The 24834-nt window shown below is 67.9% G+C and carries 25 protein-coding genes, 1 pseudogene and 1 riboswitch; of the genes and pseudogenes, 18 read left to right on the plus strand and 8 right to left on the minus strand.

Features of this window, described 5'->3' with window-relative positions:
* Positions 1–4: 4 nt before the first annotated feature.
* Both LRK53_RS05275 and LRK53_RS05280 read right to left on the minus strand, forming a co-directional pair.
* Entirely contained in the window at positions 5–772 is a 768-nt protein-coding gene (locus tag LRK53_RS05275; RefSeq protein ID WP_037089937.1) for a class I SAM-dependent methyltransferase, read from the minus strand.
* A 41-nt stretch (positions 773–813) separates the two neighbouring features.
* On the minus strand, positions 814–1317 hold the full coding sequence (locus LRK53_RS05280) for an RDD family protein (protein ID WP_027493101.1): 504 nt from the start codon (positions 1315–1317) through the stop codon (positions 814–816).
* Positions 1318–1367: 50 nt separating this feature from the next.
* Between LRK53_RS05280 and xerD the strand changes: the two genes are divergently transcribed.
* The 6 genes from xerD to LRK53_RS05310 all read left to right on the plus strand — a co-directional run bounded on the left by xerD (position 1368) and on the right by LRK53_RS05310 (position 10055).
* The gene (gene xerD / locus LRK53_RS05285) at positions 1368–2285 is read left to right on the plus strand and encodes a site-specific tyrosine recombinase XerD (RefSeq protein ID WP_027493100.1); all 918 of its coding nucleotides are present in this window, start codon (positions 1368–1370) and stop codon (positions 2283–2285) included.
* A gap of 167 nt (positions 2286–2452) precedes the next feature.
* A complete protein-coding gene (locus tag LRK53_RS05290) occupies positions 2453–3226 on the plus strand; it encodes a DsbC family protein (protein WP_037089955.1) in 774 nt (257 codons plus the stop codon).
* Between the two features lie 223 nt (positions 3227–3449).
* On the plus strand, positions 3450–7328 hold the full coding sequence (gene purL, locus LRK53_RS05295; protein ID WP_027493098.1) for a phosphoribosylformylglycinamidine synthase: 3879 nt from the start codon (positions 3450–3452) through the stop codon (positions 7326–7328).
* 29 nt (positions 7329–7357) lie between these two features.
* A complete protein-coding gene (locus LRK53_RS05300; protein ID WP_027493097.1) occupies positions 7358–8101 on the plus strand; it encodes a hypothetical protein in 744 nt (247 codons plus the stop codon).
* Positions 8102–8179: 78 nt separating this feature from the next.
* Positions 8180–9070 (plus strand): glycosyltransferase family 2 protein, encoded by an 891-nt coding sequence (locus LRK53_RS05305; RefSeq protein ID WP_027493096.1) that lies wholly within the window; start codon positions 8180–8182, stop codon positions 9068–9070.
* Positions 9071–9161: 91 nt separating this feature from the next.
* Entirely contained in the window at positions 9162–10055 is an 894-nt protein-coding gene (locus LRK53_RS05310; protein WP_027493095.1) for a DMT family transporter, read from the plus strand.
* On the opposite strand, the gene LRK53_RS05315 is transcribed toward LRK53_RS05310, so the two are convergent.
* Entirely contained in the window at positions 10043–10567 is a 525-nt protein-coding gene (locus LRK53_RS05315; protein WP_235642650.1) for a DUF2127 domain-containing protein, read from the minus strand. The two genes, LRK53_RS05310 and LRK53_RS05315, sit on opposite strands and share 13 nt — an antisense overlap.
* A gap of 185 nt (positions 10568–10752) precedes the next feature.
* Between LRK53_RS05315 and LRK53_RS05320 the strand changes: the two genes are divergently transcribed.
* Positions 10753–11562, plus strand: a complete 810-nt coding sequence (locus tag LRK53_RS05320; protein ID WP_027493094.1) for a class I SAM-dependent methyltransferase — start codon at positions 10753–10755, stop codon at positions 11560–11562.
* A gap of 85 nt (positions 11563–11647) precedes the next feature.
* Here the strand turns inward: LRK53_RS05320 and LRK53_RS05325 are convergent, their stop codons facing one another.
* On the minus strand, positions 11648–11842 hold the full coding sequence (locus LRK53_RS05325) for a YbdD/YjiX family protein (protein ID WP_027493093.1): 195 nt from the start codon (positions 11840–11842) through the stop codon (positions 11648–11650).
* 10 nt (positions 11843–11852) lie between these two features.
* Positions 11853–13928, minus strand: coding sequence for a carbon starvation CstA family protein (locus tag LRK53_RS05330; protein ID WP_027493092.1), 2076 nt, complete (start codon positions 13926–13928; stop codon positions 11853–11855).
* 170 nt (positions 13929–14098) lie between these two features.
* Between LRK53_RS05330 and LRK53_RS05335 the strand changes: the two genes are divergently transcribed.
* The 3 genes from LRK53_RS05335 (at position 14099) to LRK53_RS05345 (ending at position 15845) form a co-directional block, all read left to right on the plus strand.
* On the plus strand, positions 14099–14893 hold the full coding sequence (locus tag LRK53_RS05335; protein WP_027493091.1) for a DUF4197 domain-containing protein: 795 nt from the start codon (positions 14099–14101) through the stop codon (positions 14891–14893).
* Between the two features lie 135 nt (positions 14894–15028).
* A complete protein-coding gene (gene def / locus LRK53_RS05340) occupies positions 15029–15583 on the plus strand; it encodes a peptide deformylase (RefSeq protein ID WP_027493090.1) in 555 nt (184 codons plus the stop codon).
* Positions 15564–15845 (plus strand): DUF427 domain-containing protein, encoded by a 282-nt coding sequence (locus tag LRK53_RS05345; protein ID WP_027493089.1) that lies wholly within the window; start codon positions 15564–15566, stop codon positions 15843–15845. The genes def and LRK53_RS05345 overlap by 20 nt, the downstream gene beginning before the upstream one ends.
* A 94-nt stretch (positions 15846–15939) precedes the next feature.
* On the opposite strand, the gene LRK53_RS05350 is transcribed toward LRK53_RS05345, so the two are convergent.
* Positions 15940–16671, minus strand: coding sequence for a hypothetical protein (locus LRK53_RS05350; protein ID WP_027493088.1), 732 nt, complete (start codon positions 16669–16671; stop codon positions 15940–15942).
* Positions 16672–16878: 207 nt separating this feature from the next.
* Here LRK53_RS05350 and LRK53_RS05355 point away from each other — a divergent pair, with 207 nt between their 5' ends.
* The 5 genes and pseudogenes from LRK53_RS05355 (at position 16879) to LRK53_RS05375 (ending at position 18530) form a co-directional block, all read left to right on the plus strand.
* Positions 16879–17112 carry a hypothetical protein gene (locus tag LRK53_RS05355; RefSeq protein WP_037089933.1) on the plus strand — a complete coding sequence of 78 codons (234 nt, stop codon included), beginning with the start codon at positions 16879–16881 and terminating at the stop codon, positions 17110–17112.
* 17 nt (positions 17113–17129) lie between these two features.
* Positions 17130–17318: pseudogene (locus LRK53_RS05360) on the plus strand (peptide deformylase); the annotation flags it as partial.
* Positions 17299–17580: a DUF427 domain-containing protein gene (locus LRK53_RS05365; RefSeq protein ID WP_027493085.1), complete on the plus strand. Its 282-nt coding sequence runs from the start codon at positions 17299–17301 to the stop codon at positions 17578–17580. The pseudogene LRK53_RS05360 and the gene LRK53_RS05365, both read left to right, overlap by 20 nt.
* Positions 17581–17647: 67 nt before the next feature.
* Positions 17648–17812, plus strand: coding sequence for a hypothetical protein (locus LRK53_RS05370; RefSeq protein WP_185754659.1), 165 nt, complete (start codon positions 17648–17650; stop codon positions 17810–17812).
* A 214-nt stretch (positions 17813–18026) separates the two neighbouring features.
* Entirely contained in the window at positions 18027–18530 is a 504-nt protein-coding gene (locus LRK53_RS05375; RefSeq protein ID WP_235642545.1) for a hypothetical protein, read from the plus strand.
* A gap of 14 nt (positions 18531–18544) precedes the next feature.
* On the opposite strand, the gene pyrF is transcribed toward LRK53_RS05375, so the two are convergent.
* The gene (pyrF, locus tag LRK53_RS05380; protein ID WP_027493084.1) at positions 18545–19357 is read right to left on the minus strand and encodes an orotidine-5'-phosphate decarboxylase; all 813 of its coding nucleotides are present in this window, start codon (positions 19355–19357) and stop codon (positions 18545–18547) included.
* 174 nt (positions 19358–19531) lie between these two features.
* On the minus strand, positions 19532–21199 hold the full coding sequence (gene ettA / locus LRK53_RS05385) for an energy-dependent translational throttle protein EttA (RefSeq protein WP_008435933.1): 1668 nt from the start codon (positions 21197–21199) through the stop codon (positions 19532–19534).
* A 190-nt stretch (positions 21200–21389) separates the two neighbouring features.
* On the opposite strand from ettA, the gene glyA reads away from it, so the two are divergent.
* From glyA to ribD, 3 genes are all read left to right on the plus strand, one after another.
* Entirely contained in the window at positions 21390–22643 is a 1254-nt protein-coding gene (gene glyA / locus LRK53_RS05390) for a serine hydroxymethyltransferase (protein WP_027493083.1), read from the plus strand.
* A 106-nt stretch (positions 22644–22749) separates the two neighbouring features.
* Positions 22750–23259, plus strand: coding sequence for a transcriptional regulator NrdR (gene nrdR, locus LRK53_RS05395; protein ID WP_027493082.1), 510 nt, complete (start codon positions 22750–22752; stop codon positions 23257–23259).
* 135 nt (positions 23260–23394) lie between these two features.
* Positions 23395–24456, plus strand: a complete 1062-nt coding sequence (ribD, locus tag LRK53_RS05400; protein WP_051257592.1) for a bifunctional diaminohydroxyphosphoribosylaminopyrimidine deaminase/5-amino-6-(5-phosphoribosylamino)uracil reductase RibD — start codon at positions 23395–23397, stop codon at positions 24454–24456.
* Between the two features lie 109 nt (positions 24457–24565).
* A riboswitch (FMN riboswitch) is annotated at positions 24566–24748 on the plus strand.
* Positions 24749–24834 lie beyond the last annotated feature (86 nt).

Here is a 24834-nt window from a genome sequence, read left to right on the forward strand (position 1 = left end):
TCGATCAGCGACTTGGCACCAAAACCGGCCGGTAGCGGCAGCGCAGCAGCAGCTCGTCGACGCCGCTGGTGTCGCCCAGCCCGGCGCGCCATCGCAGTGGTTTCTGGAAGCGCAGGCCGAGCGGCATCAGCACGCGGTTGTACCACCACATCGCGCGCTCACGGTGATGGGTGAGGTACCACTGGCCGAGTTCGAGCAGGCGTGAGGACTTCGGCTGCATGCCGTACACCGCGCTGCGTTCGATGCTGAAGCCATGCCGCGCGAGCAGGGCCACGATCCGCTCCGGCTCGTAGCGGCGGCAGTGGCCGACGAAATCGTCGAACGCCGTCCACGCCGCCGGGTGCAGCGGCACCGACAGCAGCACGGCGGCGCCCGGCGCTGCCACGCGCGCCAGTTCGGCCAGGGCACCCTCGTCGTCGGCGACGTGTTCGAGGATGTCGAGCGCGCAGACCAGGTCGAAACTGGCGTCGCCGTATGGCAGCGCGCCGATCATGCCGTGTACCGCACTGGCGCCGCTGGCCTGCAGGCAACGCAGCGCGGCATGGCTGAGGTCGACGAAACAGCTGCCGTGCAACGGCAGCCGCGGACGCAGGCCAGGCGCCACCTCCAGCCGGCGCGGCGCGGCCGCGGCCAGTTCGTGCAGCAGCGGCCACGTGTTGAAGCACGCCGGCGCGATCAGTTTCGCCCCGGCCCACAGCGAGTCGTAGAAGCCGCGATTGGCGCGGATCAGTTCGGCGTCGCTGCGGCTTTCGGCGGGGTGCGGTGTAGGCATCGGCGGATTGGGCGGCGGGGGCGCTGAGCGCAGCATGAAGTTCAGTCCAGCCGGCGGAGCTCGGTGCCGGCGGCGATGTCGTGCAGCGCGCGCCGGCGCGGGTCGACCAGGGCCACCGCGAACCAGCCGGCCCATACCGCCAGCAGCGTCCACAGCGTCGCGCGCAACCCGATCACCGGTTCCAGCAGCAGCAGCGCCAGCGGCGCGGCCGCCACCAGTACGCGGATCAACGCCTGCTGCAGCGTCGGCCTGCCGCCGTCGCCGCGGGTCAGCCGGATGCGCCACGGGCGCATGCCCAGCGTCTGCCCGCCGCGCCGCCACGAGCTGACGAAGTACGCCACCACCGCCGCCCCTTGCAGCGCCTGGTACCAGACCGGCACGACCGTCCGCGCGCCGGTGCGGATCAGGTTGCCGCCGGTGGCGAGCTGACACACGAGACCCACCACCATTACGATCGCCAGCACGATCAGCAGGTCGTAGACCAGCGCGAGCAGGCGTCGCCACGGCGGGCAGGGGGTATCGGTGGTGGCGAGGTTCGGCGGCATCGTGGCTCGGTCGCTTGCGTAGCGCGCGCGCAATGCCCAGCATCGAGCGCATGAAGAAGGACGAAAACCGCGCCAGTATCGCCGAAGCCGACCGGCGGGACATCAGCACGTTCGTGGAGCGGGTCTGGTCGGAGGACGGCCTGGCCGACCGCACGCTGGAGGCCTACCGGCGCGACCTGGAGGCGCTGGCGCTGTGGCTTGCCGCGCGCGGACGCAACCTGCGCACCGCGCGGCGCGAGGACATCTCCGCCTACCACGGCGCGCAGCCGGCGGCGGTGCGCTCGATCGCGCGACGGCAGTCGGCGTTCCGTCGCTACTACGCGTTCCTCGCCCGCAGCGAGCCCGGCTTCGCCGACCCGACCTTGCTGATCGAGCGTCCGAAGCTGCCGCGCAGCCTGCCCAAGGCGCTGGCCGAACGCGAGATCGAGGGCCTGCTGACCGCGCCCGACACCGGCACTACGCTGGGCCTGCGCGACCGCGCCATGCTGGAGCTGATGTACGCCTCCGGCCTGCGCGTGTCCGAACTGGTAGAGCTGCCGCTGGCCGCGCTGAACCCGCGCCAGGGCGTGCTGCGGGTCACCGGCAAGGGCGGCAAGGATCGGCTGGTGCCGGTCGGCGAGGAAGCGCTGGTGCGCATCGGTGCCTACCTGACTGACGCGCGGCCGGCGCTGGCGAAAGGCCGCCAGCCGGCGGCGCTGTTCCTCAGCCGGCGCGGCGAAGGCATGACCCGGCAGATGTTCTGGACCCTGGTCAAGCGCTACGCGCTGAAAGTCGGCATCAACCCGAAACGCATCTCGCCCCACGTGCTGCGCCACTCCTTCGCCACCCACCTGCTCAATCACGGCGCCGACCTGCGCGCGCTGCAGATGCTGCTCGGCCACAGCTCGCTCAGCACCACGCAGATCTACACGCTGGTGGCGAAGGAAGGCCTGAAGCGGCTGCATGCGCAGCATCATCCGCGAGGGTGAGCAAGTTCGGCTTCCTGGCCTAGGCAGCTCGCGCGGCAGTGCCGTGGAAACCACCATCGCGACCGGTTTTCTGCGGCACCGTGCACCGAATGGCGTTCAGCTGCCTGTGCGAGAATCCGTGTTTGCTGCCGGCGAGCGCGCCGGCCACGGATCAAACGAGGTTGATGATGTTGAAGAAACTGTTGCTGGCGCTGTGCATCGGCGGGCTTTCCCTGAGCGCCTGTGCGGCGGACAACGACGCGGTGCCGGTTGCCGGTTCGGCGGTGACGCCGGCGGCGCAGCAGATGGTGCGGCAGGCGATCAGGAGCCTGGCGGCGAACGTGCAGGTCGATTCGATCGAGCCGGCGCCAATGCCGGGCTTCTACCAGGTGATCGCCGCCGGCCAGTTGCTCTATGTCAGCACCGATGGCAAGTACGCGATGCACGGCGACGTGCTTGACCTGCAAAGCAAGCACAACCTCGGCGACGATGCCTGGGCGCGCTTCCGCAAGGCCGAGCTGGCCAAGGTGCCGGCATCCGAGCGCATCGTGTTCGCGCCGCCGAACCCGAAGTACACCATCAGCGTATTCACCGACGTCAACTGCGGCTTCTGCCGCGCGCTGCACGAGCATGTGGCCGCGTTCAACAAGGAAGGCATCGCGGTGGAGTACCTGGCGTGGCCGCGCGAAGGCCTGGTGACCACCGCCGGCCGGCCCACGCCGACCTACACCGAGATGGTCTCGGTGTGGTGCGCCAAGGACCGCAAGGCCGCGTTCACCGCCGCAAAGGAAGGCCATGCGCCGGCGCCGGCCACCTGCACCAACCCGGTCAAGGACCAGTTCAACCTGGGCGTGAAGCTGGGCGTCAACGGCACCCCGGCGATCTACGGCCCGGATGGGCGCGTGCTGGGCGGCTACGTCACGCCGGAACAGCTGTTGCAGGCGCTCAAGCGGGGCGGCTGACGCTGGCCTCCCTCTCTTGCGACTAAAGGGGGTCTCTTGAGCGCCAAGGCGGTGGAAAGTTGGGGCGGGGTGCTCTTTGCGGGATGGACCAAAAGCCACTCCCTCACCTGAAGGACTTCCTTTAGTCGCCGGCCTCCCCAACTGCAGGGGGACGAGCCAAGGCGATGCCGTATTGCAGCATGAGGTAGAATAGGCGTTTTCTTCGCACAGCTCCGTTCCCCGCATGATCGTACTCGACGGGCAGAGCGCCCTCTCGCCGTTCCGCCTCGAACGCCTCAATGCCCGCCTGGATGCCCTGCATCACGGCGTGCGGGTGCAGGCGTCGTGGTTCGTCTATTTCGTCGACGCCGCCACGGCGCCGGAGGGCGAGTTGCGCCAGCGCCTGCTGGCCGTGCTGGAAGCGAAGGATGCGCTGCCTGAGCCGGCCACGTTGTGGGTGGTACCGCGGCTGGGCACGATCTCGCCGTGGTCGAGCAAGGCCACCGACATCCTGCATGGCGCCGGCTTCGACGCGTCCGGCTTCAATCTGCGTCGGGTGGAGCGCGGCCTGGCCTGGCAGGTGGCCGGGCTGCCGCCGGCCGGGGCACCGGACCACGCGCCGATCATGGCGCTGCTGCACGACGCGATGACGCAGTCGGTGCTGCAGCGGATCGAGGACGCGCAGGGCCTGTTCCTTGGCGGTACGCCTGGCGACCTGGTGCACGTGGCGCTCGGCGCCGACCCGCAGGCCGCGCTGGCCGCGGCGAACATACGGCTGGGCCTGGCGCTGGCCGACGACGAGATCGAGTACCTGGTCGACCGCTACGCCGAACTCGGCCGCGACCCTACCGATGCCGAGCTGTTCATGTTCGCGCAGGCCAATTCCGAACACTGCCGGCACAAGGTGTTCAACGCCAGCTGGACGGTGGACGGCGCGGCGCAGGACAACAGCCTGTTCGGCATGATCAAGCACACCCACCAGTGCTCACCCGCGCATACCTTGTCCGCCTATTCGGACAACGCAGCGGTGATCGAGGGCAGCACCGGCGGGCGCTTCTTCGCCGATCCGGCCGATGGCGTGTGGCGCGGCCACGAGGAACGCATCGACTACGCGATCAAGGTGGAAACGCACAACCACCCCACCGCGATCGCGCCGTGGCCCGGTGCGGCCACCGGCGCCGGCGGCGAGATCCGCGACGAGGGCGCCACCGGTCGCGGCGGCAAGCCGAAGGCCGGGCTCACCGGCTTCTCGGTGTCCGACCTGCGCATCCCCGGCCTGCCGCGACCGTGGGAAGTGGATCGCCCGCTGCCGCCGCGGATGGCCAGCGCGTTCGAGATCATGCGCGACGGCCCGCTCGGTGCCGCCGCGTTCAACAACGAATTCGGCCGCGCCTGCCTGGGCGGCTATTTCCGCAGCTACGAGCACGAGACCGCCGAACCCGGCCTGCGCCGCGGCTACGACAAGCCGATCATGCTGGCCGGCGGGCTGGCCAACCTGCGCCCCGGCCACGTGCTGAAGCACGCGGTGCAGCCGGGCCACAAGGTGATCGTGCTGGGCGGCCCGGCCATGCTGATCGGCCTGGGCGGCGGTGCGGCCTCGTCGGTGTCCGGCGGTGCGTCGAGCGCGGAGCTGGATTTCGCCTCGGTGCAGCGCGACAACGCCGAGATGGAGCGGCGCTGCCAGGAAGTGATCGACGCCTGCTGGCGTCGCGGCGAGGCCAACCCGATCGTCAGCGTGCACGACGTCGGCGCCGGTGGCCTCTCCAACGCGATTCCCGAACTGCTCAACGACGCTGGCGTGGGCGGCGTGATCGACCTGTCGATGATTCCCTGCGACGACCCGTCGCTGTCGCCGATGCAGGTGTGGAGCAACGAGTCGCAGGAACGCTACGTGCTGGCGATCGCGCCGGAAAACCTCGCCGAGTTCGAGGCGATGTGCGTGCGCGAGCGCTGCCCGTATGCGGTAGTCGGCGACGCCACGGCCGAGCGCCAGTTGGTGCTGACCGACCCGCGCCGCGGACTGACCGTGATCGACCTCCCCATGGACGTGCTGTTCGGCAAGCCGCCGCGGATGCACCGCGACGCGCAGCGCGGCAAGCCGCGCGTCGACCTGCTGCCGGACCTGACCGGCATCGGCATGGACGAGGCGCTGCTGCGCGTGCTGCGCCTGCCCGGCGTGGGCAGCAAGAGTTTCCTGATCACCATCGGCGACCGTACCGTTGGCGGCCTGAACGCGCGCGACCCGATGGTCGGCCCGTGGCAGGTGCCGGTGGCCGATTGCGCGGTGACCCTCGCCGACTTCGACGGCTACGCCGGCGAGGCGATGGCGATGGCCGAGCGCGCGCCGGTGGCCCTGCTCTCCAGCGCCGACGCGGCGCGGCTGACGGTGGGCGAGGCGATCACCAACCTGGCCGCCGCGCCGATCGCGAGCCTGGGCGAGATCCGGCTCTCCGCGAACTGGATGGCCGCGGTCAACCACCCGGGCGAGGATGCCGCGCTGTTCGACGCGGTGAAGGCCGTCGGCATGGAGCTGTGCCCGGAGCTGGAGATTTCGATTCCGGTCGGCAAGGACTCGCTGTCGATGCAGACCGTATGGAAGGACGGCGACACCGCGCAGCGCACGATATCGCCGGTGTCGCTGGTGGTCACCGGCTTCGCCCGGGTCACCGACGCGCGCCGCACGCTCACCCCGCAGTTGCGGCTGGACCGCGGTGCGACCGCGCTGTGGCTGATCGACCTGGGCGCGGGCCGCGACCGCCTCGGCGGCTCCGCACTGACCCAGGTGTTCAACCGTTCCGGCGGCGTGCCGCCGAACCTGGACGACGCGAAACGACTGCGCGCGCTGTTCGAGCTGGTGCAGGAAGCCAACGCCGGCGGCCTGCTGCTGGCCTACCACGACCGCTCCGACGGCGGCGTCATCACCACCTTGCTGGAGATGGCGTTTGCCGGCCACTGCGGGCTGGAGATCCACCTGGATGGCTGGGCCGAGGCGACCTTGCGCGCGCTGTTCAACGAGGAGCTCGGCGCGGTGGTGCAGGTGGCCGAGGCGAACCGCGAGGCGTTCGAGGCGCTGTTGATCAAGCACGAACTGGCCGGCGTCAGCCACCGTATCGGCCGACCGAAGGAAAAGCTGGGCATCAAGCTGTTCCTGGGCGATGAGACCTTGTTCAAGTGGCACTGGAGCACGCTGTTCAAGGCCTGGAACGAGACCAGCCATGCGATGCAACGCCTGCGCGACAACCCGCTCACCGCCGACGCGGAGTCGGAGTGGCGGCTCGACGACGCCGATCCGGGCATCACGCCGAAGCTCAGCTTCGACCCGGCGCAGGACGTCGCTGCAGCGTTCATCGGCCAGGGCGTGCGCCCGCGCGTCGCGGTGCTGCGCGAGCAGGGCGTCAACGGCCAGGTGGAGATGGCGGCCGCGTTCACCCGCGCCGGCTTCGACGCGGTGGACGTGCACATGTCCGACCTGGCCAGCGGCCGGGTGAAGCTGGCCGAGTTCCGCGGCTTCGCCGCCTGCGGCGGCTTCTCCTACGGTGACGTGCTCGGTGCCGGCCGCGGCTGGGCCACCTCGATCCTGTACAACGACTACCTGCGCGCCGAGTTCGCCGCGTTCTTCGCCGATCCCACGAAGTTCGCGCTCGGCGTGTGCAATGGTTGCCAGATGCTGTCGCAGCTGAAGGAGATCATTCCCGGCGCGCAGCACTGGCCGAAGTTCCTGCGCAACGCGTCCGAACAGTACGAGGCACGCCTGTCCACGCTGGAGATCCTCGACACGCCGAGCCTGTTCTTCAAGGGCATGGCCGGCTCGCGGATTCCGGTGGCGGTGGCGCACGGCGAGGGCCGGGTGAGTTTTCCGCACACCTGCAGCCCGTCGAAGTCGAACGGCGCCGTGCGCTTCGTCGACAACCGCGGCAGGCCGACCGAGAGCTTCCCGCTCAACACCAACGGTTCGCCCGGCGGCCTGGCCGGTTTCACCGCCGCCGACGGCCGCGTGACGATCATGATGCCGCACCCCGAGCGCGTGTTCCGCAGCGTGCAGCTGAGCTGGCATCCGGAACAGTGGGGCGAGGATTCACCGTGGATGCGCATGTTCCGCAACGCTCGCGTGTGGTGCGGCTGACCGCCTACCGCGTCGCGAGGCACTGAGTGATGGTCCGGCGTCATTCGCCGGCATGGCGTGTCGTACTGCCACTACTGGCCTGGCTGATCCTGCTGGCGCTGCTGCCGTGGTGGCTGGGCCTGTCGCTGCTGCTGGCGCTGGCGATCGCGGTGGCCGTGCTACCGCAGCGGCTGGCCGACGAGCATGCCGCCTTGATCCGGCGCACCCTGCGCTGGGGCCTGCCCGGCATGCTGTTCGCGCTGCAGCGGACGCTGGGCGGCGACGCCTTCGCCTGGGGCGCGGCCTTGCTGGGTGCGTTGGCCGGTTACACCATGCTGGCCGGGCTGGAGGCGTGGCTCGACCGCGAGCTGCGTCGCGCGCCGGCGGCGCCATCCGCCGAGTGGCCGGAACTGGCGATGGCGCCGATCGGTCCGGCGGCGGAGATCATCGAGCTGCAGCTGCCGGCATGGCAGCTCGCCACCGGCGGCCTGCCCGATCCGCTGGGAGGCTGCGTGGCCCACCGCGATGGCGCATACGTTTTCGAGATCGGCGAGCGCATCGCCGGCGCCGACGCACCGGTCGCCTTCAGCCCCGGCGGGCGCTGGTTTGCCGCGCAGCTGCGCCACGGCCGCGGCGTGCTGCTGTGGGATCGCCAGCGCGAGCGGCAGCACCGCCTGCGCGGCTGGCGCCTCGACGGCTGGTACCGCGGCCAGCCGTACCTGGTGCGCCGCGACGGTGACATGCCGCTGGCGCTGTCGACCGTGCTTGGCGGGGACGACGCGGATGAAAGCTGAAGCCGCCGCGGGCCACGGGTCGCTGGCCATGCCGTGCGGGCTGTTCTCCCTGCGCGCATCTTTGCGCATACTTGCCGGATGAGCACGCCCGCTTCCCAACGATCACCGTTCGCGCCGGCGCTCAGCGTGGTCGTGGTATCCGCCGACAGCGGCCCGAGCTTGCGCGAATGCGTGCGCAGCGTGCTGGCCAGCACGCTGGCGCTGGAGTTGATCCTGGTCGACAACGATTCGCACGACGGCGTGCCCGAGGCGATCGAGCGCGCGCATGCGCACGACCCCCGCCTCCGCTTGATCTACAACTCCCGCAACCTGGGCTTCGGCCCGGCGGTGAACCTCGCCGCCAAGCAGGCGTACGGCCAGGCGCTGCTGATCCTCAACCCCGATTGCCTGTTGCCACAGGACGACCTGCAGCGATTGCTGGACCTGCTTTCCGGGCGACCCGGAGCGGGCCTGGTCGGCGCCGTGGTGTGCGATGCCGAGGGCCACCCCGATCCCGCGTCGTGGCGCCGCGACCCGCTGCTGTGGCGCGCGCTCAACAGCCTGTTCGGCCGCGCCGGCGAGAAGATCAACATCGAGCGCGAGATTCCGGCCGAGGTGGTCGAGGCCGAGGCGGTATCGGGCGCGGTGATGCTGATGCCACGCGCGCTGTTCCAGCGTCTCGGCGGTTTCGACGAGGGCTATTTCCTGCATTGCGAAGACTTGGACCTGTGCCGCCGCGTGCGCAACCTCGGCTACCAGGTGCTGCTGGCCGGCGACGTGCGCGTGCAGCACGGCAAGGGCAGCTCCAGCCGGCACCGCCCGGTGTTCGTCAGCCGCCACAAGCACCGCGGCATGTGGCGCTGGTTCCGCAAGCACGACCCGGCCGCGCGCAATCCACTGGTGGCCTGCGTGGTGTGGCTGGGCATCTGGGGACATTTCCTGCTGCAGATTCCCGGCCAGCTGCTGCGGCGGAAAGCGAGGAGCGAGTGAAGGGAAGCGGAAAAATGGAGAAGGCAAAAGCGCCTTGCAGTGTCGCTGCTGTTCTCGCACTCCTCGCTTCTCTCTATTCACCTACCGCCCTATGAACGCACGCACCATCTCCCTTCTTGCCACCCTCGGCCTGCTGGTGATGACCGCCGTGTGGGGCTCCACCTTCGTGCTGATCAAGGACGTGGTCGGGCGCATGCCGGTGGCGGATTTCCTGGCCGTGCGCTTCGTCATCGCCGCCGTGGCCATGCTGGTGCTGTTCGCGCGGCCGGTGTGGCGGCTCGGCCGGCGGCAGGTGCTGCATGGCCTGCTGCTGGGCGCGATCTACGGCATCGGCCAGTTGCTGCAGACCTGGGGCCTGTCGCTGATCGCGCCCAGCGTCAGCGGCTTCGCCACCGGCATGTACGTGGTGTTCACGCCGATCCTCGCGCTGCTGCTGCTCGGCCAGCGCATGGCCGGCGTGGTGTGGCTGGCGGTGGGGCTGTCCACCGCGGGCCTGGCGCTGCTCTCGCTCAACGGCGTATCGGTGGACCTTGGCGTGTGGCTGACGCTGGCCTCGGCGGCGCTGTATGCGCTGCACATCGTGCTGCTTGGCCAGTGGTCGCGGCAGGGCGAGGCGTTCGGCTTGTCGGCGGTGCAGATGGTGGCGATCGCCGCGGTCTGTCTGCTCGCCACCGCGCCGCACGGGCCGGTGCTGCCGCCGGATCGCAGCGCCTGGTTCGCCGTGCTGTACATGGCGCTGATCGCCGGCGCCGGCGCGATGCTGATGCAGACCTGGGCGCAGTCGCACCTGCCGGCCACCCGCGCGGCGATCGTGATGACCACCGAACCGGTGTTCGCCGCCGCGTTCGCCGTGCTGCTCGGCAGCGACGTGCTGAGCTGGCGCATGCTCGCCGGCGGCGGGCTGATTCTGGCGGCGATGTACCTGGTCGAGTTGATGCCGCGGCGCGCGGCACTGTCCGCCGAGGCGGTCCATCACGAGGTGTGAGGCCTCGATGCACGTCGTGCTGCGCGCGTCTGCAGGGCGATGCGCACCAGGTACACCACGATCGCCACGTTGCCGACCAGCGTCGCCAGCTTCAGCCAGCCGAAGCGGTGCAGCGTCTCGTACAGTTCCAGCGGGATCAGCGAGCCGGTGGCGATCACGGTGAACCATTCGGCCCAGTACTTGCCCAGCCACAGGCCGATGCCCTCGATGCCGAACAGCACCGCGTAGCCGAGCGCGACCGCACCGACCGCCACGAAGCGGCTGGGCCCGAAATCCTGCAGCAGGCCGACCAGTTTCCAGCGCAGGCCGTTGCTGTCGGTCAGCGAGAGGTGTTCCAGCCAGTGCACCAGCTGTTCGAAGCTCTGCTGGTGGTCGAGGTGGAACGCCGCCATGGCTACCAGCAGCAGGCAGGCGGTCTTGATGATCTCGTAGACCGCGATGACGCGCAGGCCGGCATGGCGCGGTTGGGTTGCGGCCGGCGCGGGAGCAGGGGCGGGTTCGGCAGTGGGCATCGAGTGGCGATCGGAGTGGTTGGCGCTATTGTCGCCGATCCGGCGCCGGCGCCGGCGCCGGCGCTGTGCGGCGGCCGCGGCGATCGTCCATGCGCCCGTCATGCCGCAAGCTGCCACACTACGGGTGACGACCGCGCGAGCCGGAGGCGTTCGCGAAGACCGTTTTCTTCTTTCGGAGAGCCGCCATGCCCGATCGTGCCGAGGATGCCAGCTCCGCCGCGGCGACCAGCGGCGAATCCGCGCCGCACGGACCGTCGGCCGTCGGCCTGCATGACGCGAAACTTGCCGGTTGGTATGGCGAGGACAGCGGCGAGCTGTTCCGCGGCATGCCGATCGGCGCCGGCGACGTGGTGGTGGACGTCGGCTGCGGTGCTGGCGTCAACAGCGTGTTCTGCGCGCGCCATGGCGCCCACGTCTACGCCATTGACCGCGAACCGCAGGTGATCCGCGAGCTGCGCGCCCGGTTGAGCGTCGAAGCCCGCGGCGAGTACGCCGCGCTGGTCAGCGATGCGAATCCGCTGCCGCTGGACGACGGCATCGCCACGCGGGTGGTCTGCACCGAGGTGTTGCAGCATGTCGAGGATCCGCGCCGAATGCTGGCCGAGCTGGTGCGGGTCGGCGCGCCCGGCGCGCTCTACCTGCTCAGCGTACCTGGCGCGTTGCAGGAGGCGTTGCAGGACAAAGTGTTGCCGCCGGAGTATCGCGAACTGCCCGGTGGCGCCGTGCGGGTGATCGGCCGCGACGAGTTCGCGCAGTGGGTCGGCGAGGCCGGCCTGACGGTGGTGGAGCACACCCAGCACGGCTTCTTCTGGTCGATTTGGTGGGCATTGTTCTGGGGTTGCCAGGTGGAGCTGCACGACCCCGCGCACCCGGTGCTGGATCACTGGACCGCCGCCTGGCAGTCCCTGCTGGAGATGCCGCAGGGGTTGCAGCTCAAGCGGCAGCTGGACGAATTCATGCCGATCAGCCAGATCATCGTGGCGCGCAAGCCCTGAGCGCGGCACTGCGGCGAACCGTGGCCGTGCTGTCGGATACTCCCCGTGCGCCGGCCCCTCCCGCAACAGGAGAGGGGCCGGGTGCTCAGCAGCAGCGTCCGCCAGTGCCCTTGTAGCGCGCTTCCTGGCGCTCGCGGAAGAACTCCTTGTAACTGGGCACCTCGCGTTCGGGGTGATGCTCGCGCAGGTGCTTCACGTAGATGTCGTAGTCGGGCACGCCGCAGCACAGGCGGGCGGTTTGCACCGCCCACTTGCCCACGGAACGGAAGCTCGCATTCATCGCGTCGTCCTCAGCCGGCCACGCTCGCCAGCGCCACGTACGGTTCCTCGTGCGCGGTCGGGTGGTTGGTCTGCCAGCCCCTGATCGCAGCGCGCAGGCAGAAGATCACCATCGCCACGACCAGCGCCATGAACAGGCCGGTCATCGCCATGTCCACGTAGTTGTTGGTGACGATCTGCTGCATCGCCGCCTGGGTCTTGGCCGGTGCCAGCAACTGGCCCTGCTGCATCGCCGCCGCGTACTTGTTCGCGGCGGCGGTGAAGCTGATCGGGCCGACCAGTTTCTCGTAGCCGGCGGTGAGCGTGCAGATGATCAGCCACAGCGCCGGGATGCCCGGCACCCATACGTAGCGCTCGCGCTTGAGCTTCACCACCACCACCGTGGCCAGCATCAGCGCGATCGCGGCCAGCATCTGGTTGGCGATGCCGAACAGTGGCCACAGCGTATTGATGCCGCCGAGCGGATCGACCGCACCCTGGTACAGGAAGTAGCCCCACAGCACCACGCAGATCGCGGTGGCCAGCAGGTTGCCGGTCCACGACTCGGTGGCCTGCAGCGGCTTGTGGATCAGGCCGGCGATCTCCTGGATCATGAAGCGGCCCACGCGGGTGCCGGCGTCCACCGTGGTGAGGATGAACAACGCCTCGAACAGGATCGCGTAGTGGTACCAGAACGCCACCATGCCCTCGCCGGGGATGATGTTGTGCAGCAGCTGGGCCATGCCCACCGCCAGCGTCGGTGCGCCGCCGGCGCGGCTGAGGATGCTGTTCTCGCCGATGTCCTTCGCGGTCCGCATCAACTCGTCCGGAGTCACCACGAAGCCCCACTGGCTGATCGTGGTGGCGGCCTGCTCCACGGTGGTGCCGATGATCGCACCGGGCGCATTCATCGCGAAGTACACACCCGGGTGCAGCGAGGCGGCGGCGACCAGCGCCATGATCGCCACGAACGCCTCCATCAGCATGCCGCCGTAGCCGACCATGCGCGCCTGGCCTTCGTTGGCCAGCAGCTTCGGCGTGGTGCCGGAGGCGATGATCGAATGCCAGCCGGATACCGCGCCGCAGGCGATGGTGATGAACAGGAACGGGAACAGGTTGCCGGCGAACACCGGGCCGGTGCCGTCGATGAACTTGGTCACCGCGGGCATCTGCAGGGTCGGCGCGGCCAGGAAGATCGCCAGCGCCAGCAGCGCGATGGTGCCGATCTTGAGGAAGGTGCTGAGGTAGTCGCGCGGCGCCAGCAACAGCCACACCGGCAGCACCGAGGCCACGAAGCCGTAGCCGATCAGCCACCAGGCCAGCGTCTTGGCATCCATGTCGAAGATCGGCGCCAGCGCGGCAGAGTCGGCCACGAACTTGCCGGCCCAGATCGAGGCCAGCAGCAGCACCAGGCCGATGATCGACACTTCCAGGATGCGGCCCGGGCGGAACCAGCGCATGTAGCCGCCCATCAGGAACGCGATCGGGATGGTGGCGGCTACGGTGAAGGTGCCCCACGGGCTGTGCGTGAGCGCCTTGACCACCACCAGCGCCAGCACCGCCAGCACGATCATCATCAGCACCAGCACGCCGATCATCGCTACGATGCCGGGCATCGGGCCCAGCTCCTCGCGCAGCATGTGGCCGAGCGAGCGCGCGTCGCGGCGCAGCGACAGGCCCAGGATCATGAAATCCTGCACCGCGCCGGCGAACACCACGCCGAACAGGATCCACAGCGTGCCGGGCAGGTAGCCCATCTGGGCGGCCAGCACCGGGCCGACCAGCGGGCCGGCGCCGGCGATCGCGGCGAAGTGGTGGCCGAACACCACCCACTTGTCGGTCGGCACGTAGTCCAGGCCGTCGTTGCGCAGGACCGAGGGTGGTGCGCGGGTCGGGTCCAGCTTCAGCACCGAGTGTTCGATGAACTTGCCGTAGAAGCGGTAGCCGATCACGAAGATCGCGATCGAGGCGGCTACCAGCCAGATTGCGTTGATCGGCTCGCCCCGGCGCAGGGCCACCACGCCCAGGCAGAACGCGCCGACGATGGCGATGGCGACCCACAATATCCTGCTGGCAGGGCTGGGCTTGGGCATGACGGCGGCTTGCATGGGCGGGCTCTCCTGGGCAGTGCCGCAAGATTCGTACCGTCGGCCGTGGCGGTCAATCCCGAAACCGGCAAAGCGGCATTAGCCATTGGTCGAATAGCGAAGCCCGCGTCGTCACGCCGTGACGAGGCGGCGACGCTACACTGGCCCCCCCTGACTACAAGGAATTCGTCATGCGCATCGCGGTTCGCTACGGTTTGCTGAGCCTTGTACTCGCCGTCGCCGCGCTGCCGCTGACGGCCACCGGTTCCGGTCAGTTCAAGAGCCTGCTGAACAAGGTCAAGCAGTCGACGCAGCCGTCCAGTTCATCGCAGCTCGGCAACAACCTGCCGACCAGCGACATCGCCGCCGGGCTCAAGCAAGCACTGGCCAAGGGCACCACCAACGCGATCAACAGCCTCGGCCGTGACGGCGGCTTCTGGAACAACAGCAAGGTGCGCATCCCGCTGCCGGGCAAGCTCGAACGGGCCGGCGAGCTGGCGCGCCAGCTGGGCCAGGGCGCCAAGGTCGACGCGTTCGAGCTGAGCATGAACCGCGCGGCGGAGAAGGCGGTGCCGCAGGTGGCTGAGATCTTCGGCGACGCGATCCGCAGGATGACGCTGGACGACGCGCGCGGCATCCTCGCCGGCGGCGACCACGCGGCCACCGATTTCTTCCGCCGCACCGCCGGCGACGCACTGACCGCGCGCATCCACCCGATCGTGGCCAAGGCCACCGACAGCGTCGGCGTCACCCAGAAGTACAAGTCGTTCACCGCCGGCAGCATGGGCGGCGAACTCGGTGGCGTGCTCGGCGCACTCGGCGGCGACAATTCGAACAAGGGCGGCAGCCCGCTGGATCTGGACGACTACGTAACGGCGAAAACCCTGGACGGCCTGTTCACTACCATCGGCGAGCAGGAGCAGTCGATCCGCCACAACCCCGCCGCACGCACCACCGACCTGCTGAAGAAGGTGTTCGGCGGTTGAAGCCGCTTGCGACTTCAACAAATGGGTACGAGGCTTTGCCCGGCTTTCTGCCGTTGAAGCATGGGGCATCGCCGCTTGTACCGGCATCGCATCGACCACAGATCACCCAGTAACAGTGTTCAAGGCGAGGTCCTCATGGTCCGTGAAATCCTCAAGATGGGCGACCCGCGCCTGCTGCGCATCGCGCCGCTGGTGCGCCCCGCGATGCTGGGCAGCGCGGAACTCGATGCGCTGATCGCCGACATGTTCGAGACCATGCAGGCCGCTGATGGGGTCGGCCTGGCCGCACCGCAGATCGGTGTCGATCTGCAGCTGGTGATCTTCGGCTTCGAGCATTCCGAACGCTACCCGGACGCGCCCGAAGTGCCGCGCACCATCCTGCTCAACCCGGTGATCACGCCGCTGTCGCAGGACATGGAGGAGGGCTGGGAAGGCTGCCTGTCGGTGCCCGGCCTGCGCGGCGCGGTGAACCGCTGGACGCTGATCCGCTACGAAGGCATCGACCCGAAGGGCGCGCGCATCGAACGCACCGCCGAGGGCTTCCACGCGCGCGTGGTGCAGCACGAATGCGACCACCTGATCGGCCGGCTGTACCCCTCGCGCATCACCGACTTCAGCAAGTTCGGCTACACCGACGTGCTGTTTCCGGGGCAGAACATGGAGACGGCCGATGCGCGCAATGTGGAATGACACCGTGCTCGCAGAGAGCAACGATACGGTGGTGGTCGAGGGCAATCACTATTTTCCTGCCGATTCGCTCCGACGCGAGTATTTCCGCGACAGCGATCATCACAGTGTCTGTCCGTGGAAGGGCACGGCCAGTTACTACGACCTGGTGGTCGGCGATGCGGTCAATCCGCAAGCGGCCTGGTACTACCCGCAACCGAAGGATGCCGCCGCGCAGATCAAGGGTCGCGTGGCGTTCTGGCATGGTGTTGAGGTGGTGAGCTGACTACCTCGGTGCCGTCGGGTCCAGCATGCCGGTACGCATCGCGGCCGACTGATGCCCTTGCGCAGCCAGCGGCTGCACAAGGGCATTGTTGTCGTCAGTGCTTTTGATCCTGCACGGCCTTGGCTGCCGATTCCGCGTCGTCGAACCGCCACGCCGGCTTGTTCGTCCCGTCGAGGTTCAGCTGCGCGCGCGGGAGGCCGTCCTTGCCGTTGAGCTTGATGTGGGCGCTGTTGGTATCGGTGCCCAATTCAATGCCAGTGTCCTTCGCCTTGGGATCGCCGTAGTTGATGATCATCCCGGCGAAGCCTTCCTTGTCGTCGACCATCATGCCGATCGCATCATAGGGCGGAGTGGCCCGGTCCAATCCGAACACGGCACGCCCCATGCCCATGTAGCCCATGCCGCCGCGCTCATTGCCCTTCGGGTCGTACAGCGTCAAGCCGTAGTTGTCGCCATCGCCGATGCGCTTGTAGCTCTCGCCGCCAATGAAGGGTGCGGGCATTTGTCCAAGCGCGAGGCGGTCCGCGCCGGTCGCGCCGAGGAAGATGATGCCGTCGGAGGCATCGTCCTTGCGCACGCGGTCCTTGCTGGCCGGTACCGGTGCGCCGATCAGGATGCGGTCGTGTCCCTGCGCATCGGTGATCACCAGGCCCTGTGCCCGGAGAATCGGGTCCGGTCTGGTCGGTGTGTCTGGCTTGCGCAGCAATGGCACGGCAGCCAGTGCGATCACCGCCAGCAGGGCGATGATCACCAGCATGCGCAAACGCGCTACTTCCCGTTGCAAGCGATTCCAGTCTTCCACGCGGACGTCGGTCTGTTCGGACATGCGTTGTCTTCCTTTTCCGGGTTGGGAATGCTGGGCCGGGCAGTCGCGACGCGGCATGCCGCGGACGCGCGCAGCTCTCACAGCTTACCGCGGCCGCACGAGTGCTGGTGCGCGCGGGAACACCGCCTGAACTTGCGGTGGCGTAAGCTGCTTGAGGGCGAATCTCTGCCCGGGAGAAGTTCGGTGAAGAAAGAAGATGAAACGCACATGCAGATCGTTTCGGCGGACATCAGCTCGGAATCGCTGACCGGCATGGTGATCTTCCGGCCGCATTGCATGTCCCGTGCGGGGCGCAAGGTGGACGAAGCCGGCAAGAGCGGCAACTGGTATGCCTTGCGTCCCGCCGAGGTGCGCAGCTTCGCGCGGGCGCTGCTGGATGCGGCCGATACGCTGGATCTGAAAACGAAGACGCTGCAGGCGGCGAAGACGGCGACGGGCTGACCGCTGTGCCGGCGCGCGACTCGAAGGGAGCGCGCATCGAACGCACCGCCGAAGGCTTCCACGCCCGCGTGGTGCAGCACGAGTGTGACCACCTGATCGGTTGGCTGTACCCCTCACGCATCACCGACTTCGGCAAGTTCGGCTATACCGAGGTGCCGTTTCCGGGCCAGAACATGGAGACGGCTGATGCGCGCGATGTGGAATGACACCGTTCTCGCAGAGAGCAACGATACGGTGGTGGTCGAGGGCAACCACTATTTCCCCGCCGACTCGCTCCGGCGCGAGTATTTCCGCGACAGCGATCATCACAGTATCTGTCCATGGAAGGGCACGGCGAGTTACTACGACCTGGTTGTCGGCGATGCGATCAATCCGCAAGCGGCCTGGTACTACCTGCAACCGAAAGATGCCGCCGCGCAGATCAAGGGGCGCGTGGCGTTCTGGCATGGTGTCGAAGTGGTGGGCTGACGACCTCGGCTGCCGCGGGCGCAGCACTCGCGGATGATGCAGCACGCCCGAGAGAACATCCCCCGAGGTGGCGGCCCTGCTGGACAGCGTGTTGCTGTGGCACCTGCTGCATGACGGTTATCTGCTGGCGCTGCCCTTGTGCTGGCTGTGCGGTCGGCTGCTGCCTGGCGCGCTGGCGGCTGAATACCCATCAGTCGCTTGGCAGCAGGAAGGAATCAGCGAAGCCAGTTGAGTGTTTCGGACAACGTGGCATCGGCGGTGTGCGCCGCAGCTGCAAAATCATCTTTGTTGCCGGCTTGGCTAGCACGGTACTCACCCACTACGAAGCGAAGTAGAGCAGGACTCCGGGGGTGTTGAGTGCGGCCGCCGCGGAGTGCAAAGTTGACAACCGCAAAACCATTTTATAAATTGGTTTTGCGGCGTTATGTCGTACTCCGGAGAAAGTCATGCCAACCATCGCACTCTCAAAGGCCCTTCACGAGGAGCTGCAGGCGCTCGCGGGTGGAGCATTCGTAACAACAGTGCCCGAGGTAATTGAGCAGCTTTTGGAAGCATGGAAGAAAAAGGACGATCACGGCGCCGCAGAAAAGGGCAGGGGGGGCGAAGACCCATCGGAGTCTCACAGGCTCAGGAGTCCTCGTGAACGCGGCATCGAAGTCGTGTTTGACGGCAACAGAATTTCTGCTGTTTCGGTACCCGATTTGTACAGACAAGTCGGCAATGCCTTGCTTGCCGGTGGGTACGCGATAAAAATGAATGAGCTTGATCCGTTCAGTACGAGCAGTAGACGATACTTGTACTCGTCGAAGGGTTTGCATCCGACTGGAGCACACTTCGTTCAACCTGTGAAGGTCGGCCCGTTTGTGATGGAAGCGCATAAAGACTACAAGAATGCGTTGGCCCATCTTGCCAAGCTATGCGGAAAACTTGGCGGCAGTCTCGACTACTGACGTTGGACTCAAGATTAACGATGGGCGTTGATCTGAGCGCGCAGCTTCAGCGTGGCGGTGCGCGCGGTTTCGGCGAAGTTCTCGTCGTGGCCGGCGTAGAGGATCGCACGCGAAGAGCTGATCATCAGGCCGGTACCGTCTGCGTTGGCGCCGTGTGCCAGCACGGCCGCCACGTCGCCGCCCTGCGCGCCGATGCCGGGTACCAACAGCGGCATGTTGCCGACCAGCGCGCGCACTTTGCCCAGTTCTTCCGGCCAGGTGGCGCCGGTGACCAGCGCGCAGTTGCCATGGCTGTTCCACTCGCGGGCAACCGTCTCGGCCACGCGCAGATAGAGCGGCATGCCGCCGCAGTCCAGCGCCTGGAAATCCGCGCCGCCGGGGTTGGACGTGCGGCAGAGCAGAATCACGCCCTTGTCGGTGCGATCGAGGAATGGCTGGATCGAATCGCGGCCGAGGTACGGGTTCAGCGTCACCGCGTCGGCGCGGTAGCGCTCGAACGCCTCGCTGGCGTAGTGCTGCGCGGTGGAGCCGATGTCGCCGCGCTTGGCGTCGAGGATCACCGGCACGCCGGGATGCTTCGCGTGGACGTGCGCAATCAGTCGCTCCAGTGCGTCCTCGGCGCGCAGCGCGGCGAAGTGCGCGATCTGCGGCTTGAACGCGCAGACGAGGTCCGCCGTGGCGTCGACGATGGCGGCGCAGAAGGCGAACACCGCATCGGGCGCGCCGCGCAGGTGCGCGGGGAATTTTGCCGGTTCCGGATCGAGGCCGACGCAGACCAACGAGTGGTTGCGCTGCCAGGCGGCTTGGAGGGAAGACATGAAGTGCATCGGTGGCTCCGTTCCAGGTTCCCCTTCTCCCTTTGGCGACCTTGGGAGTCCCCTTGTGGGTGAGAAGGTGCCCCGAAGGGGCGGATGAGGGTGCGGGCGGGGCGCTGCGTCCACACCCGGCGCAAGCCCCGAACCCTCACCCCAACCCTCTCCCGGAGGGAGAGGGGGCCAACGTCAGGCCAGCTTCTTGTACTTCACCCGGTGCGGCCGCGCACCTTCGTCGCCCAGGCGGCGCTTCTTGTCGGCCTCGTACTCGTTGTAGTTGCCGGGGAAGAACTCCACGTGCGAGTCGCCCTCGAACGCGATGATGTGGGTGGCGATGCGGTCGAGGAACCAGCGGTCATGCGAGATCACCATCGCGCAGCCGGGGAATTCCAGCAGGGCGTCTTCCAGCGCGCGCAGGGTTTCCACGTCGAGGTCGTTGGACGGTTCGTCGAGCAGCAGCACGTTGCCGCCCTGCAGCAGGGTCTTGGCCATGTGCAGGCGGCCGCGCTCGCCGCCGGACAGGCTGCCGACGATCTTCTGCTGGTCGGTGCCCTTGAAGTTGAAGCGACCGATGTACGCGCGCGACTGGATCTCGAAGTTGCCGATGGTGAGGATGTCCGAGCCGCCGGACACTTCCTGCCACACGTTGTTCTTCGGGTCGAGCGCCTCGCGCGACTGGTCGACATAGGCCAGCTTGGTGGTGTGGCCCAGCTTCACCTCGCCCGAGTCCGGCGTCTCCTTGCCCATGATCATCTTCATCAGGGTGGACTTGCCGGCGCCGTTCGGGCCGATCACGCCGATGATGGCGCCCGGCGGCACCTTGAACGACAGGTCCTCGATCAGCACGCGGTCGCCGAACGACTTGGTGACGTTCTTGAACTCGATCACCTCCTGGCCCAGGCGCTCGCCCGGCGGGATGAAGATCTCGTTGGTCTCGTTGCGGCGCTGGTAGTCGACCGAGTTCAGTTCCTCGAAGCGGGCCAGGCGGGCCTTGCCCTTGGACTGGCGGCCCTTGGCGGCCGAACGCACCCACTCCAGCTCCTTCGCGATCGCCTTCTGGCGCGACTTCTCCTGGTTCGCTTCCTGCTTCAGGCGGGCGTCCTTCTGCTCCAGCCACTCGGTGTAGTTGCCCTTCCACGGAATGCCGCGGCCGCGGTCGAGTTCGAGGATCCACTCGGCGGCGTTGTCGAGGAAGTAGCGGTCATGGGTGACCGCCACCACGGTGCCGGGGTAGTCGTGCAGGAACTGCTCCAGCCAGTCCACCGATTCGGCGTCCAGGTGGTTGGTCGGTTCGTCCAGCAGCAGCATGTCCGGCTTGGACAGCAGCAGGCGGCACAGCGCCACGCGGCGCTTCTCGCCGCCGGACAACGGGCCGACCTTGGCTTCCCACGGCGGCAGGCGCAGCGCGTCGGCGGCCACTTCCAGCTGGCGCTCCAGCGCGTGCGCGTCGTTCGCGGCCAGCAGGTTTTCCAGCTGTTCCTGTTCCTTGGCCAGCTTGTCGAAATCCGCGCCATCCTCGGCGTAGGCGGCGTAGACCTCCTCCAGCCGCTTCTGCGCATCGAGGACCACGGACACGCCTTCTTCCACCACCTCGCGCACGGTCTTCTCCGGATTCAGGTCCGGCTCCTGCGCCAGGTAGCCGATCTTGGTGCCCGGCTGTGCGCGCGCCTCCCCCTGGAAGTCGGTATCCACGCCGGCCATGATCTTCAGCACGGTGGACTTGCCCGCGCCGTTGACGCCGAGCAGGCCGATCTTGGCGCCGGGGAAGAAGCTGAGCGAGATGTCCTTGATGATCTGCCGTTTCGGAGGGACGATCTTGCTGACCCCGTTCATGGTGTAGATGTACTGCGAGCTCATGCAACCTCCGAAAGCGGGCACCGCGCCGCCGGCAAGGCGGCCACGGTAAAGGGAATTCGTCAAACCGCGCATTATAGCGGTTTGCGGCCCGCTACCGCGGCCAACTGGTGGCTCGGCCGGGCGGTGGTCGCAACCGTGCGGCAGCGCTACACTTTCCGGTTGAACCCGCTCCCCACCTGCCGAGGCCAGAATGTTTCCGAAGAACTGCACGATCGCCGGTTATGACGACGAACTGGCCAAGGCCATCGCGGACGAGGGCCAGCGCCAGGAAGATCACGTCGAGCTGATCGCCTCGGAGAACTACGCCAGCCCGCGGGTGATGGAAGCGCAGGGTTCCAAGCTCACCAACAAGTACGCCGAGGGCTACCCGGGCAAGCGCTACTACGGCGGCTGCGAGTACGTGGACGTGGCTGAGCGGCTGGCGATCGAGCGGCTGAAGCAGCTGTTCGACTGCGACTACGCCAACGTGCAGCCGCACTCCGGCTCGCAGGCGAACCAGGCGGTGTATCTGGCGCTGCTACAGCCGGGCGACACCATCCTGGGCATGTCGCTCGCCCACGGCGGTCATCTCACCCACGGCGCCAAGGTCAACATCAGCGGCAAGCTGTTCCACGCGGTGCAGTACGGCGTCGATGAGAACGGCCTGATCGACTATGACGAGCTGCAGCGCCTGGCCACCGAACACCAGCCGAAGATGCTGGTCGGCGGCTTCAGCGCCTACTCGCAGGTCATCGACTGGGCGCGCATGCGCCGGATCGCCGATTCGGTCGGCGCGCTGTTCTTCGTCGACATGGCCCACGTCGCCGGCCTGGTCGCCGCCGGCGTGTATCCGAGCCCGCTGCCGCATGCGCACGTGGTCACCTCGACCACGCACAAGACCATGCGTGGCCCACGCGGCGGTTTCATCGTGGCCAAGGGCGCCGGCGAGGAGATCGAGAAGAAGCTGCAGTCGATCGTATTCCCCGGCATCCAGGGCGGCCCGCTGATGCACGTGATCGCGGCCAAGGCGGTGGCGTTCAAGGAAGCGCTGGAGCCGGCGTTCAAGGAATACCAGACGCAGGTGGTGAAGAACGCCAAGGCGATGGCGAAGACGTTCATCGAACGCGGTTACAAGATCGTCTCCGGCGGCACCGAGAACCATCTGATGCTGGTCGACATGATCGGCAAGCCGATCACCGGCAAGGACGCCGAGGCCGCGCTGGGCAAGGCGCACATCACGGTCAACAAGAACGCCGTGCCGAACGACCCGCAAAAGCCGTTCGTCACCTCCGGCCTGCGCGTGGGCACCCCCGCCGCCACCACCCGCGGCTACAAGGAAGCGGACTGTGTGGAACTGGCCGGCTGGATCTGCGACGTGCTGGATGCGCCGACCGACGCGGCGGTGATCACCCGCGTGCGCGAGGCAGTGACGGCGCAGTGCAAGAAGTATCCGGTGTATGGCTGAGAGGCCGGGATTCGGGAGACGGGATTCGGGATTCGGAAGAGTCCCGGTCTCGCGGGCTTCCCGCTTTTCCGAATCCCGAATCCCCAATCCCGAATCCCGCCGCTGAATGCATTGCCCCTTCTGCCAGCACGAAGACACCCGCGTGATCGACTCGCGGCTCACCGAGGACGGCAGCACCGTGCGCCGTCGGCGCGAGTGTCCGCAGTGCGGCGAGCGTTTCAACACGTTCGAGACGGCCGAGCTGAAGCTGCCGACGGTCGTGAAGAGCGGCGAGCGGCGCGAGACGTTCGACGAGCGCAAGCTGCGGGTAAGTTTCGAGCGCGCGCTGCAGAAACGGCCGGTGACCAGCGACGCGGTGGACGCGGCGGTACGCGCCATTGTCAACGACCTGCGCCGCAGCGGCGAGCGCGAGGTGCCGTCGCGTCAGGTCGGCGAGCTGGTGATGCGCGAGCTGAAAAACCTCGACCAGGTCGCCTACGTGCGCTTCGCCTCGGTCTACCGCAAGTTCGAGGACGTGCATGCGTTCCGCGAGGAGATCGAGAAACTCGAGCGCGACCTGCCGGGTTTGTCCGAATTGCAGTTGCCCCTGCTAGGCGGCGGCAAGCGCAAACCGTAGGAGCCCGCTGGCGGGCGATGCTCTTACCGTTACGAATCCCGAATCCCGAATCCCGAATCCCGGCCCCAAGAGCATCGCCCGCCAGCGGGCTCCTACAATGGACGTATGACATTTTCCGGCACTGATCACACCCACATGGCGCATGCCCTGCGCCTGGCCGAGCACGGCCTGTACACCACCCAGCCGAACCCGCGGGTGGGTTGCGTGATCGCGCATGGCGACGAGGTGGTCGGCACTGGCTTTCATCGACGCGCTGGCGAGCCGCATGCCGAGGTGTTCGCGCTGCGCGAGGCGGGTGAACGGGCGCGTGGCGCCACCGCCTACGTGACGCTGGAGCCGTGCGCGCACCACGGGCGCACGCCACCATGCGCCGATGCGCTGGTGGCCGCCGGCGTCGGGCGGGTGGTGATTGCGGCCGAAGACCCGTTCCCGCAGGTCGACGGCCGCGGCATCGGCAAGCTGCGCGCCGCCGGCATCACCGTCGAACCCGGCCTGATGCGCGAAGCGGCGCTTGCGCTGAACTGCGGCTTCTTCAGCCGGATCGAGCGTGGCCGTCCGTTCGTGCGGGTGAAGCTGGCGATGAGCCTGGACGGGCGCACCGCGCTGGCCAATGGCGAATCGAAGTGGATCACCGGTGCGGCCGCGCGCGCCGACGTGCAGCGCTGGCGCGCGCGCAGCTCGGCAATCCTCACCGGCAGCGGCACCGTGCTGGGCGACGATCCGCGGCTCACCGTGCGCTTGCCCGACGACGCGGAGTTCATGCCGCCGCTGCGCGTCGTGCTGGACCGCCGGTTGCGTACGCCGGCCGGCAGCCATGTGCTGGACGGTTCCGCGCCAACCCTGCTGCTGCACGGGGAGGCGGCTTCCTACAAGGACGACCGCTTCGCGCGGGTCGAGCGGGTGGCGCTGGCCACGCCAGACGACGCGCTCGACCTGCGCGAAGCGCTGGTCCTGCTGGCCGGGCGCGGCTGCAACGAGGTTCAGGTGGAGGCCGGCCCGACCCTGTGCGGCGCGCTGTTCACCGCCGGCCTGGTCGACGAGCTGCTGCTCTACGTCGCCCCGCTGTTGCTGGGCGACGGCGCGCGCCCGTTGCTGCAGCTGCCCACACTTGACGAGATGGCGCGGCGCTGGCAACTACGGGTGGTCGACCAGCGCATGCTAGGTGCCGACTGGCGGCTGCAGCTGCGCCCGGCGTGACCCGCCCGGGTGTGCGCCATGGCGAACGCTGCATTCGCCATGGCGGCACGCGAGCCGGCGTGGCGACGGTGCTAGACTTCGCCAGCCGGCGATGCCGGCAGACATTACATAGCGTCTTCAGGGCGGGGCGAAATTCCCCACCGGCGGTAGGCCCCGGTTTTTACGGTTTGGGGGCGAGCCCGCGAGCGCTCACGGCAACCGCCGTGAGGTCAGCAGATCCGGTCGAATGCCGGAGCCGACGGTTGGAAGCGGGCGATCGCTTCCTCACAGTCCGGATAAAGAGAAGACGGCAGGCGGGCGCTGCACGGCGCGCGCCGTGCCTCATGCCTTGGGGCGTACTCGCTCAACATGCTGCGGGATACGTTTCATGAAATGCAG

It is taken from the genome of Rhodanobacter thiooxydans (genome assembly GCF_021545845.1).
Classification (GTDB): Bacteria; Pseudomonadota; Gammaproteobacteria; order Xanthomonadales; family Rhodanobacteraceae; genus Rhodanobacter.

Coding starts and splice junctions, on each gene's coding strand:
- LRK53_RS05275 (WP_037089937.1), bottom strand. CDS start 772: ATGCCTACACCGCACCCCGCCGAAAGCCGCAGCGACGCCGAACTGATC.
- LRK53_RS05280 (WP_027493101.1), bottom strand. CDS start 1,317: ATGCCGCCGAACCTCGCCACCACCGATACCCCCTGCCCGCCGTGGCGA.
- xerD (WP_027493100.1), top strand. CDS start 1,368: ATGAAGAAGGACGAAAACCGCGCCAGTATCGCCGAAGCCGACCGGCGG.
- LRK53_RS05290 (WP_037089955.1), top strand. CDS start 2,453: ATGTTGAAGAAACTGTTGCTGGCGCTGTGCATCGGCGGGCTTTCCCTG.
- purL (WP_027493098.1), top strand. CDS start 3,450: ATGATCGTACTCGACGGGCAGAGCGCCCTCTCGCCGTTCCGCCTCGAA.
- LRK53_RS05300 (WP_027493097.1), top strand. CDS start 7,358: ATGGTCCGGCGTCATTCGCCGGCATGGCGTGTCGTACTGCCACTACTG.
- LRK53_RS05305 (WP_027493096.1), top strand. CDS start 8,180: ATGAGCACGCCCGCTTCCCAACGATCACCGTTCGCGCCGGCGCTCAGC.
- LRK53_RS05310 (WP_027493095.1), top strand. CDS start 9,162: ATGAACGCACGCACCATCTCCCTTCTTGCCACCCTCGGCCTGCTGGTG.
- LRK53_RS05315 (WP_235642650.1), bottom strand. CDS start 10,567: ATGCCCACTGCCGAACCCGCCCCTGCTCCCGCGCCGGCCGCAACCCAA.
- LRK53_RS05320 (WP_027493094.1), top strand. CDS start 10,753: ATGCCCGATCGTGCCGAGGATGCCAGCTCCGCCGCGGCGACCAGCGGC.
- LRK53_RS05325 (WP_027493093.1), bottom strand. CDS start 11,842: ATGAATGCGAGCTTCCGTTCCGTGGGCAAGTGGGCGGTGCAAACCGCC.
- LRK53_RS05330 (WP_027493092.1), bottom strand. CDS start 13,928: ATGCAAGCCGCCGTCATGCCCAAGCCCAGCCCTGCCAGCAGGATATTG.
- LRK53_RS05335 (WP_027493091.1), top strand. CDS start 14,099: ATGCGCATCGCGGTTCGCTACGGTTTGCTGAGCCTTGTACTCGCCGTC.
- def (WP_027493090.1), top strand. CDS start 15,029: ATGGTCCGTGAAATCCTCAAGATGGGCGACCCGCGCCTGCTGCGCATC.
- LRK53_RS05345 (WP_027493089.1), top strand. CDS start 15,564: ATGCGCGCAATGTGGAATGACACCGTGCTCGCAGAGAGCAACGATACG.
- LRK53_RS05350 (WP_027493088.1), bottom strand. CDS start 16,671: ATGTCCGAACAGACCGACGTCCGCGTGGAAGACTGGAATCGCTTGCAA.
- LRK53_RS05355 (WP_037089933.1), top strand. CDS start 16,879: ATGCAGATCGTTTCGGCGGACATCAGCTCGGAATCGCTGACCGGCATG.
- LRK53_RS05365 (WP_027493085.1), top strand. CDS start 17,299: ATGCGCGCGATGTGGAATGACACCGTTCTCGCAGAGAGCAACGATACG.
- LRK53_RS05375 (WP_235642545.1), top strand. CDS start 18,027: ATGCCAACCATCGCACTCTCAAAGGCCCTTCACGAGGAGCTGCAGGCG.
- pyrF (WP_027493084.1), bottom strand. CDS start 19,357: ATGCACTTCATGTCTTCCCTCCAAGCCGCCTGGCAGCGCAACCACTCG.
- ettA (WP_008435933.1), bottom strand. CDS start 21,199: ATGAGCTCGCAGTACATCTACACCATGAACGGGGTCAGCAAGATCGTC.
- glyA (WP_027493083.1), top strand. CDS start 21,390: ATGTTTCCGAAGAACTGCACGATCGCCGGTTATGACGACGAACTGGCC.
- nrdR (WP_027493082.1), top strand. CDS start 22,750: ATGCATTGCCCCTTCTGCCAGCACGAAGACACCCGCGTGATCGACTCG.
- ribD (WP_051257592.1), top strand. CDS start 23,395: ATGGCGCATGCCCTGCGCCTGGCCGAGCACGGCCTGTACACCACCCAG.